Below are 10,670 nucleotides of genomic sequence, written 5' to 3'. Positions count from 1 at the left end.
TGCCCTGCCCTTACGTCCATTCCGCTGTCGCGGCTGCTTGCTGGAAACCCCGATGCATAACCGGGACATTTGAAAACGGCTGCAGGTGGGACATCTGAAAATGGTTGCAACATTGCTTGTAGCGCCCCAAGTAGAAGTGTCGCGATCCATCCGCTCCAAAACGCCCCGAGCCAGCATGGCGGCTGACGCCAGTTACGTCAGCCCGGCTCAAGCTCAGCTTTCCTTACCTTCGGCTGATTCCATGTCGTCCGCTGCCAGCGGGCGTTTCGTTGCCGGTGGATGGTCCAGTTCGCAATGCGCGACGTCGGTTGCTGCGACACAAGCCTCGAAGGCGTCGGCGACCTGGACAACGTCGAAGATGTAGAGCATGTCGTCTACCTGAACTTCCTTGGTAGTGCGTCGGATCGTGGGCATGTCGAGATTTCCTTGGCGCAGGAATGTCCGGGGAATCCGGACGGCTTACTCCTGCGGATGCCAGACAGGATGGACGGACAAAAGATCCCTGTCTTGAAGCGGCATCAAAACCATTGGGGAAAAACGCGGACTGCTGGGTGGGACATGCCTTTCGGCATGGCGGACGGATCGCCGGGGCAACGATCTGCTGTCAGGCGCGGCGCCCGATGTAGGTCACTTCCGCCTTCGGAAGAGATGGCTCGGCCTTCGGTTCCTCGGGCTTTTCCATCTTTTCCATTGCCGGGGCTTGCTCGGCCGGCCCCAGGTCCAGCGGCTCGAGCGTCAGGGGCAGAGGTTCAAGCGAAAGTGGCTCGCGCGTTCCGGAGGCCATCAACGCAGACGTTCCCGCGTCGGCAAGCTGCTGGCTGGACAGCGCCTGTCCGGCAACGTCAGCTACGGCGGCATCCGGAGACGGGCCGGGATCGTCGAGTTCGAAGTCCGCGAATGCCAGCGGTTCCTTGGTGCCGGCCTCAGAATCCGGGTGCTTGCGATGGATGATCTCCATGACATCATCCGGAACACCGCTTTCGGCAATCTCGCGGTCGGGGGCGCTCGCCAGGTGGATCAGGCCCAGGATATCCTGGTACACGGCCAGCGGGAAGCCCTGGCGGATACCCTTGCGGTCATCGGGCAGCAAGCTCTCGAGGTAAGGCACCACCTCCGGCGTGTTCCATAAGGCGATGATGCGCTCGGTGATATGCGGGAAGTCCGTGAGACAGTTTCCGGGATAGGAAACGACTGCATGGCGGGAACTCCAGTCCGGCACGTCGACATTGAAGGATTCCATCGTGCGCAGGCGGAGATCGTCGAAGCTGGCGCGGTCGCCGACCTGGCGGTAGGCATTCATCAGGTAAAGCCACGGCAAGGGAGAACGCGGCGTCTCGACATGATTGAGCGGCCCGAGGATTTCAATGACCGCCTTCGGCCGATTGAGCGCCAGCCAGGTTTCGGCGAGTTCGATCAGGTCGGAAATCTCTTCCGGCGACGTCAGGTTGAGCAACTCGTTCTTGAAGCCACGTTTCTGGCCATTGTCTGCGCCACCCTGTTCGGCGACGCTCGCGCTGCTCAGGGAATTGGCGTCGTCTGCCAGACTCAACCAATCCGGGGCGGCAGGCGCCGCTGTGCCGAGGACGGCGCGCTGGGCGTCGACCTCGTTGACTGCATCCTGCTGATTTTCTACCTGCAGCGGTTCCGGACGAAGAATGGCGGGTTCGGCAAACGATTCGCCCTGCACGTCCTCTTCCCTGCCCTCCTCGCCATCTTCTATATCGTCAAACAGGTGCGCATCGAATTCAGCTTCGAGAAGTTCTCTCTCGCGGCGCATCTTGCGGTTCATCCACAGCAAGCCGCCGAAGCTGGCGGCCAGTGCCGCAGCGAGGCCTTGCACCCAATGGAGCAGGTTCTGGTTCGATTCACGCAGGGCGGGCTCGGTGGTCGCCAGCGCCGGCACGCTCGCAGCGCTGCGGCTCGCGCTGACTTGCGGCGGTTGTGGAGTAGCCTGGATTGCTTGCGATGCCGTCGTTGCCTGGATCGCTTGCGTGGAAGCGGATGCAGAAGCCGCAGCAACTGAGGCGGATGCTGGCGCCTGCGCGGCGACGTTTTCCTGGCTGGCAGGAATATCCGCGGGAATGACGCTCAATGTGGTGGACAGCCGCAATCCGAACGGGGCAAAGACAGGCAGTATGGCGATGGGAGCAGCCGTACCGGCATCCCGGGCGCGCTCGTGCGAAGCCTTGGCCGTCATGCGCCGTTTTTCCCTGGGCGCACGCTCGCGGCGCATGTCTTCACGCGACGCGGTTTGGCGGACTCTGGCGCCCTCTTCCGGCGCCACGCGCGCCGCGGCGGCGAGTTGCTTGTCGTTGCGCGGCATCGCGAGCTCCGCCTGGCTCGCGCCGGCAATGGCCTCCGACCCCTGCGGCATGTCCATCAGGACCTGGTATTCGCGCCGCACCGGAGAGTCGCATCCCATCGACACCATCACCGACAGGATGGGTTCATTCACGGTCTTGGTGGACCGTATCTGGAGCAGGGAATCTTCGCCCTTGGTCAGCAGCAGGGTGCGGACCGGAATGAAAACGGAGCCATCGAGCGAGCCGATGTCGGCCTTCACGCAGCGCGCGGCATTCTGGGGATCTTCCAGTCCGTGGACAGGGAGTTCGAGGAGCAGCGGCTGGCCCAGCCGCGAAACGACATTGACCTGGCCGAGGCCGATCGCATAAGTGATCGAACACCACGCAGCAAGCGACAGCGGCAGCAGGACGAGGAACGGCCGACCGGCTTCACGCAGCGCCGCGGGCTGCATGTTGCGAAATTTCTGGAGACGGTCGGTCGATTTAGGCATCGGGTCGCAATCAGGCACGGTGAATGGCGCTGGCAGGCCGGCAATAACAAAAAAGTTATTGCTTATGTTCATCATGATTGTAGCCGCAATGCAACGAACGTGAACAGGAAACAGAGAGAGAATTTGGCCCCTACATTTCGTTACCTGTGGTTTCAAGGCACTATTCTGACTGGTTTCTTTACTATTTCCCGGTCACGTCGGGCTTAGCCTGTCCCGTTTCGCGAGCGCGAGGACCACCGCGATGAGTTCGCCAGGTTCGACCGGCTTGACGACGTGGGCATCGAATCCAGACAACAGGGCTTTCTCCCGGTCCTGGGAACGCGCGAAGGCGGTGACCGAGGCGGCCGGGATGGCATGATTCAGCCCGCCGCCCTGCCTGAGCCTCCCTATCATCGAGAACCCGTCCTCCCCGGGCATGCCGATGTCCGACAGCAGCACATCGAAGCCGCGCTGCCCCAGCAGGGAAAGCCCTTCCTGCGCGTTGCCGGCGGTCGTGACCTTCGCGCCGTGGATGGAGAGCACCTGGCTGATGATGTGCAAGGTGTCCGGATCATCGTCGATCGCCAGGACCTGGATGCCATTGAGTTCATCGTAGCGCTTGTCGCCGGCCCCGCCTTTTACGAACGCATCGATGCTTCTTTCCCGCATGACCGCGACCGGCAAGGTAATGACGAAGCGAGACCCTTTTCCCCTGCCCTCGCTGCTGGCCTGCACCGCGCCGCCGTGCATTTCCACCAGGCTGCGCACCACCGACAGGCCGATTCCCAGGCCGCCATGGCGCTTCGTCGGTCCCATGTCGCCCTGGCGGAAACGATCGAATATATGGGGCAGGATATCGTTGTCGATGCCGATGCCTGAATCCTTCACGGCGATCTGGAGATGCGAGCCGGCGCGTTCGAGCGAAACGTGCACGTTGCCGCCCGGCTCGGTGAACTTGATTGCGTTGTCAAGCAGGTTGCCGATGGCCTGCTGGAGCCGCGCCGCGTCACCGCGCACCGGCGGCGGCAGGACATCGAAGCGGGAAGTGAGATTGATCTGGCGCGATTCCGCCGCCGCGCGGGCGCTGGCGACCGCGCCGTTGAGGCAGCCCAGCATGTCGAGCGGGCCCATGTCTATCCTGAGCGTGCCCGACATGATGCGCGACAGGTCCAGCAGGTCTTCGATCAGCTTTGCCTGCGCCCGGGCATTGCGCTCGATGATGGCGAAGGCTTCCGTTTCCTGCTCGCGTGTCAAACGGCCGAGCTGCAGCATGTGCGCCCAGCCGAGGACCGCGCTGAGCGGCGTGCGGAGTTCATGGGAAACCGTCGCCAGGAAATCATCCTTGAGATGGTTGGCATGCTCCGCCTCCTTCCGTGCAAGCTTTTCCTTCTCGAGCAGTTCCTCGATGCTGGCTTGGTGCTCCCGCACGGTCACCCGCGCGCGCGCAAGTTCGATGCTGCTGCGCACCGCGACCGGCAGCTTCGGATATTCGCCGCGGCGCTTGACGATGTAGTCGGACAAGCCCTGCTTCATGCCTGCGGCGCAGGTATCTTCGTTCCCGGTGCTGGTGAACATGATCACCGGGCACTCGGGATCGTCCTGCTTGATGCGCCTGAGGATGGCGAGGCCGTCACTCCAGCCCAAACGGAAATCGGTAATGACGCAGTCATAGGCGTTGGCCGCATGCAGGTCGAAATCGCTTGCCGTTGCCGCCTCGACGATCGTTGCCTGCGGCAATTCCGTGCGCAGGGCGCGCACCGTGAGCTTGCGGTCATCGCCGTTATCGTCGACCACCAGGATGTTGAATGCGGTATCCATGCGATCACCTTCTTCAAGCCGCGCCGGGAAGTACGAACCAGAACAGGGAACCCTGCCCCACCCGGGACTCCACGCCGCATTGGCCGTACATCCTGCGCACGGCCGTTTCCACGATGGCCAGGCCGATTCCCGACCCGCGGAATTCATCGACCCCGTGCAGGCGTTCGAACGGCCGGAAGATCCTGTCCAGCCGATCGGGACGAATGCCAATGCCGTTATCCTTCACCAGCACCCGCACGGCCGGGCCGCCATCCCCGTCCACCGTTTGCTCGCAGCGGATGAACACCGAAGGCCGCTCTCCGGGCGCGACGAATTTGATGGCGTTCGACAGCAGGTTCTGGCAGGCCTGCACGCATGCCTGCCGGTTTCCCATGACCCGCAGCGCCTCCAGGTCGAGGCGGATGTCCGCGCCGGACGCCCGGACATCCGCCTCGAGATTGACCAGCGCCGCGTGGACCATGTCGTCGACCGCCACGGGCTGCATGGGCAATTCGCCGCGGGAGAGATTGCTGAACACGAGCAGGTCGTCGATCAGGCTTTCCATGCGCGCCGCCGCATCCGCGATCCGGCGCAGGTAATCCTGTCCTTCTTCATCCAGCCTGCCAGCATAGTCATCCTTCACCGCCTCCGCGAAACCATGCATGCTGCGCAGCGGAGCACGAAGGTCATGCGCGACGGAATAACTGAAGGCTTCGAGCTCGCGGTTGACCTCGTCCAGCCGCTCGTTCACGGTTTGCAGCTCCTGCGTGCGCTCAACGATACGCCGTTCGAGGCTCTGGTTCAGTTCGCGCAGCATGGCGTCGGAACGCGACCGCTCCGCGGCGGCCTTTTCCCGCATCCTCAGGTCGTGCCGGGTGAACAGGAACAAGGCGCCGATCAGGAACACGTCAAGCGCGCCGGCGAAAACGATGCTGCGCCTCGCCTGCTCGGCGCTGCGCGCGGACGCCGCCATTCTTTCCACCAGCTTGCCGCGCTCGATGCCATCGATCGCGGCCACGAGATCGCGCACCTGCTGCATGTATTCGCGGCCGACGTCGGAGCTGACGATTGCCTGCGCTTCGGCAAATCCTTGATCGCGGCGGACCGCGATGCTTCGTCCCAGTTCATCCTGCTTCTTGCCCTGAAGCGCTTCCACCTGGGAAAGCCGGCGCAATTGACCGGCATCGCCCTCGAGCGAGTTCCGCAAGGAAGCGAAGGCCGCGGGCAGCCGTTCGACCGCGTCCCGGTAAGGAGCGAGATACTCTTCCTTGCCGGTGATCACGTAGCCGCGCTGTCCGGTCTCGGCCTGCAAGGCCAGGGACACCAGGTTTTGGAGTTGGGCCGCAACGCTTCGCTGGGCTCCCTGTGCGCGCTGGTTCGCCACGAGCGTGTCCAGCGCGGACAGGTTGAGCCAGATGGACAGGATGACGATGGCGATGCCGGCCATGAATGGCAGCGCCAGCCGGACCTGTCGAAATGAAACGGTGTGTTCAGTGGGCTCGCGTGTCGTTTCTGTCGAATCCTGTTGCTGCTGCACGTTCTTGACGGGATGGCAATCGGGTTCCAGTTGAGAGCAGCCGGGAATGGATTAGTTCTCTCCGCGCAGCATGTGACAGGCGCATGGAGATGGTGACTACATGATGGCAACGATGCCCTGGCCAGCTGGCGGACAGATGATTTCGCTTGGCGCAATGTCGAAAGGAAATTATCCTAGGAGCCAGCAGCCCCGGCCGACGCGCGCGGGCCTGTTTCCTAATTGCGGAAATATCATGTTCAACCACCCGCCTCGCCGGCTGTTCCTGCGCTCTCTTGCCATTCCCCTCTCGGCGATGCTGCTGGGCCTGTCGTTACGGAAAGCCGCCGCGGAAACGGCGCCGGTGCTCATCGGCCTCGATGGCGAATACGATCTCGACAACAGCATTTCCGCGGAAGCCGTCGAACTTGGCCTCAAAGTCGCCATCGCGGAGATCAATGCCGCCGGCGGCGTTCTCGGCGGCAGGAAAATCCAGCTCGTTACCCGCGGCCACCGTTCCATGCCGGCGCGCGGCATCAAGAACATCCAGGAGTTCGCGCGCATGCCCGACCTGGTCGCGGTGTTCGGCGGCCGGTTCAGTCCCGTGATCATCGAGGAACTGCCGACGCTCAAGGATGCGAACGTGCCCTTCATGGCCGTGTGGTCGTCGGCGGACATGATCATCGACAACGGCATGAGCCCGAACTTCGCCTTCCGCCTCTCATTGCGCGACAGCCTGGCGATGCCCAAGATGTTGAGCGTCGCCCGTAAGCGCGGCATCGAGCGCGTCGGCTTGCTGCTCACGAACACCTCGTGGGGCCGCAGCAACCTGGCGGCGGCGAACCAGTACGAACAGAATTCGCGCCTGCCCAGGATCGTGCATTCCACCTGGTATAACTGGCGCGACGCCAGCCTGCTCGACAAGTACCAGAGCCTGCGCGCCAAGGGCGCACAAGCCATCATCCTTGTTGCCAACGACGACGAGGCGGCCACGCTCGTCAAGGAAATGGCCACCCTTCCCGCCACGCAGCGCGTGCCCATCCTTAGCCACTGGGGCATCACCGGCGGCGAATTCGCCAAGCAGGCCGGCCCCGCGCTGCAAGCGGTGGATCTCTCGGTGATACAGACCTTCAGCTTTTTCCAGGCCAGCAAGGAGAAGGTCGATCACTTTCTCAGGCAGGCGGCAAAGGTCAGCGACGTCAGGAAAATCGAGGATATCAAGGGCCCGGTAGGGGTGGCGCACGCCTACGACATGATGCACATCCTCGCGCGCGCCATCGCCATCGCCGGCAGCACGGACCGCGCCAAGGTGCGCGATGCGATGGAGCGCGTCAGCGAATACCAGGGCCTGGTGCGCCATTACAAGCCGCCATTCAGCCCGGCTCGGCATGAAGCCCTCGGCCCGGAACAGCTGATCATGGCACGCTACCGCGCTGACGGTGTGCTGGTGCCGTCGAAGGATTGACCTTGAAAACGGGCCCGCTGCAACAACCCAGCCTCGCGCGAACCTTCGCGGCATCCGCGGCGGTGATGACGGCCATGGCCCTCCTGGTGACGGCCATCATGTCGTTCTGGATCGTGAACCGGGAACGCGAGTCGGCCAACCTGGTGATCGCCCGCAACCAGGCGAACTTCAATGCCGACCGGGTCGGCCAGCTCCTGAAGATCCTTTCCGACAGGGTCGAAGAAATCGCCATCAATCCGATCATGGCGAACGGGCTGATCGACAGCACCGGACGGGAAGCGTATCTGGTCCCCTACCTGCAAGCCCAGCAGAACATCAACGGTGCGCCGGTCGGCATTCTCTTCACCGATTTCGAGGGCAACGAGATCGCGCGCAACGGAAATCATCCGTTTTCGGAAGTCGAACTCATGTGGCTGCGCCGCAAGCTCGAGGCCGGCGAAGACGGGGTAGCCATCATGGAAGCGCCGGACGGCGCGGTGCTGCTCGGCGCGGAAATGCTCAGGTATGCACGCACGCATACGCCGGAAGGCGCGTTGCTCTACAAGATAAGGCTGTCCGACGTGGAACGCAGCACCGGCGCGCAGATCCACTGGGTGGGCGACGGCCAGCATCACGCCGCGGAAGGCCACCCCGAGCAGGTGATCGCCCCCATTCCGGTGAGCTTGCCAAGGCGCTTCAATGCCATCAAGCTGGATGTGCACGTGAAGCAGGATTACCTTCGGCAGGAGCCGGCCTGGTTCGACATCCTCGTCTTCGTCAGCGTGGCGGCCCTGATCTGCATCGGCGTGTTCGGCGTGGCGTTCCGGCTGGCGCAGCGCCTGACGCGCGACTTGCGCGACCTCGAAGGTTTTGCCCGGACGGTCTCCCTGGAGGCGGTCGGCGCGCGGCGCGCCCTGCCGGGTCGAAGCGCGGAAGTCAGTAGTCTTGCGGAATCGACCAACCGCATGCTGGACCGTTTGCGCGAGCAGCACGCGGAGCTGCAGTCGGAAAAGGAAAAGTTCTTCCAGATGGCAAACACCATTTCGCAGCTTGCCTGGATGACCGATGCCGAGGGCAAGGTGCTGTGGATGAACGACCGCTGGCATGCCTACACGGGAACCGTTCCTAGCGATCCGAACACCCTGGAACGCTGGCATCTGCATCTCGATCCGGAAGGCGCCAAGGACCTGCTCGACCGCTGGCAGGAAACCATGCGCCTGGGACGGGTGGACCGCCATACCGCGCGCCTGCGCGGCGCGGACGGCGTCTATCGCAGCTTCTATACCAACATCGCGCCCTTCCGCAACAGCGAAGGCCGCATCACGCACTGGTTCGGCACGCAGACCGACGTATCCGAACTCGAACGGGCCAAGCAGGAAGCGGAGGCAGCCGCCCGCACCAAGAGCCAGTTCCTGGCGAACATGAGCCATGAAATCCGCACGCCGATGAATACCGTGATCGGCATGGCGGAGCTGGCCTTGCGCCTCGACCCGAAAGGGAAGCTGCGCGATTACCTCGGCAAGATCCAGGAATCCGGCCAGCACCTGCTCGCCATCATCGACGACATCCTAGACTTTTCCAAGATCGAAGCCGGCCGGCTGGACCTGGAAGAGATTCCTTTCGACCTGCGCACCGCCGTCGCCGAGGTCGCCGCCCTGTTCCGTGACAAGGCGCTGGAAAAGGGGTTGAGATTCGCGGTGGATGTCGCCGACGACGTGCCTGCCGTGGTGACGGGAGATGCGCTCCGCCTGAAACAGGTCCTGATCAATCTCGTCGGCAATGCCATCAAGTTCACGCCGCGCGGCCATGTGCTCCTCCGCGTCCGCATGGCAGACGAAACGTCCGCCGGCAAGGTAATGGTGCACTTTGAGGTCGAGGATTCGGGGATCGGCATGGATGAAATCCAGGCTGGCAAGCTTTTCAACCCGTTCCAGCAGGGCGACAGCTCGACGACGCGCAACTACGGCGGATCAGGCCTCGGCCTGGCGATTTCCAAGCGCCTTGCCGAGCAGATGGGAGGAAGCGTCGGCGTCAGCAGCGTGCTCGACCAGGGCAGCCGTTTCTGGTTCACCGTGGCCCTGGGAACGCTTGCAGGCGGCGAGCACGCCCGCCTCGCCTTCCCTCGCGGCGCGCGGCCGCCGCTCGCGGTGAATGCCCGTCCGCTGCAGGACCTCGTCATCCTCGTCGCCGAGGATAATGTGTTCAACCAGGAAGTGGCGCGCGACTTTCTCGAGAGCGCGGGCGCGCGCGTCACGATCGCCGGCAACGGCATGGAAGCGATTGACTTGCTGGACGCCGGCGCCTACGACTGCGTTCTGATGGATGTGCAGATGCCATTGATGGATGGTATCGAGGCGGCGCAGCGCATTCGCCGCATGCCGCAGTGGCAGTCGTTGCCGATCATTGCGATGACCGCCAATGTCAGCAAGGAGGATGTCGAGACCTGCCTGCGCGCCGGCATGACGGACTTCGTGTCCAAGCCCTTCGTGGCGGACAACCTCTTCGCGTTGATTGCCTCGCATGCCGGCATGCCGTCGGTCTCCATGGGCACCGAGCCCGCCCGAAGATCGCTGCCAAGTCCGATCAAGCCGATACCGGCCGGCGACGCGTTGCCGGCATTCGATCCGGATGCATTGCGCACCCTGATCGGCGACGACCTGGACAAGATCCGCCATTTCGCCAATCGTTTCCTGACCACGAGCAGGAACGCGACCGAGGAATTGCATGCGGCCCTGGTTGACGGGGATTTCGCCGCGATGGCGAGCCTCGGACACCGGCAAAAGTCGAGCGCCCGGGCGGTCGGCGCAAATGCGCTTGCCGACCTCTACCTGGCACTCGAAGTCCTTCGGGACAACGGTTCTCCGGAGCAGGCCCGTGCGCTCATAGCCGACATCGACGCACACCATGAGACGCTGGAATCCAGCTTCCAGCGCTGGTTCGACCGCGCCGAATCCTGACGCCGCCGCAAATGAAAAAGCGCGCCCGAAGGCGCGCCCTGTCGGCGGCATGCAGCGTCTTCAGTGAATGATCTTGGCCAGGAAGTCGCGGGCGCGTTCCGAGCGCGGCGCGCCGAAGAACTCCTCCTTGCTGCAGTCCTCCACGATCTGCCCCCGGTCCATGAACACGATCCGGTTCGCCACCCG

At 63.4% G+C, this 10,670-nt stretch carries 6 protein-coding genes and 1 pseudogene; 2 read left to right on the top strand and 5 right to left on the bottom strand.

Annotated features, from left to right (window positions below; translation table 11 throughout):
• Nucleotides 1–213 precede the first annotated feature (213 nt).
• The 4 genes from G3574_RS00935 to G3574_RS00920 form a co-directional block, all read right to left on the bottom strand.
• Entirely contained in the window at nucleotides 214–414 is a 201-nt protein-coding gene (locus G3574_RS00935; protein ID WP_163959976.1) for a hypothetical protein, read from the bottom strand.
• Between the two features lie 190 nt (nucleotides 415–604).
• Nucleotides 605–2,794 (bottom strand): type IV pilus assembly protein FimV, encoded by a 2,190-nt coding sequence (locus G3574_RS00930; protein WP_163959974.1) that lies wholly within the window; start codon nucleotides 2,792–2,794, stop codon nucleotides 605–607.
• 192 nt (nucleotides 2,795–2,986) lie between these two features.
• Entirely contained in the window at nucleotides 2,987–4,591 is a 1,605-nt protein-coding gene (locus G3574_RS00925; protein ID WP_163959972.1) for an ATP-binding response regulator, read from the bottom strand.
• A gap of 13 nt (nucleotides 4,592–4,604) precedes the next feature.
• Complete coding sequence (locus tag G3574_RS00920) at nucleotides 4,605–6,017, bottom strand: sensor histidine kinase (RefSeq protein WP_163959970.1); 1,413 nt, start codon at nucleotides 6,015–6,017, stop codon at nucleotides 4,605–4,607.
• A gap of 322 nt (nucleotides 6,018–6,339) precedes the next feature.
• Here G3574_RS00920 and G3574_RS00915 point away from each other — a divergent pair, with 322 nt between their 5' ends.
• A complete protein-coding gene (locus G3574_RS00915; protein ID WP_205609616.1) occupies nucleotides 6,340–7,548 on the top strand; it encodes an ABC transporter substrate-binding protein in 1,209 nt (402 codons plus the stop codon).
• A 2-nt stretch (nucleotides 7,549–7,550) separates the two neighbouring features.
• Complete coding sequence (locus G3574_RS00910) at nucleotides 7,551–10,484, top strand: PAS domain-containing hybrid sensor histidine kinase/response regulator (protein WP_163959968.1); 2,934 nt, start codon at nucleotides 7,551–7,553, stop codon at nucleotides 10,482–10,484.
• Between the two features lie 60 nt (nucleotides 10,485–10,544).
• Here the strand turns inward: G3574_RS00910 and G3574_RS28195 are convergent.
• Nucleotides 10,545–10,670, bottom strand: a pseudogene (locus G3574_RS28195) (amino acid ABC transporter ATP-binding protein); the annotation flags it as partial.

Origin of the sequence: Noviherbaspirillum galbum (assembly GCF_010974945.1) — a bacterium.
GTDB lineage: Bacteria > Pseudomonadota > Gammaproteobacteria > Burkholderiales > Burkholderiaceae_D > Noviherbaspirillum > Noviherbaspirillum galbum.
The sequence above is the reverse complement of the archived record's forward strand: the minus strand, read 5'-3'. Positions and strand labels throughout refer to the sequence as shown.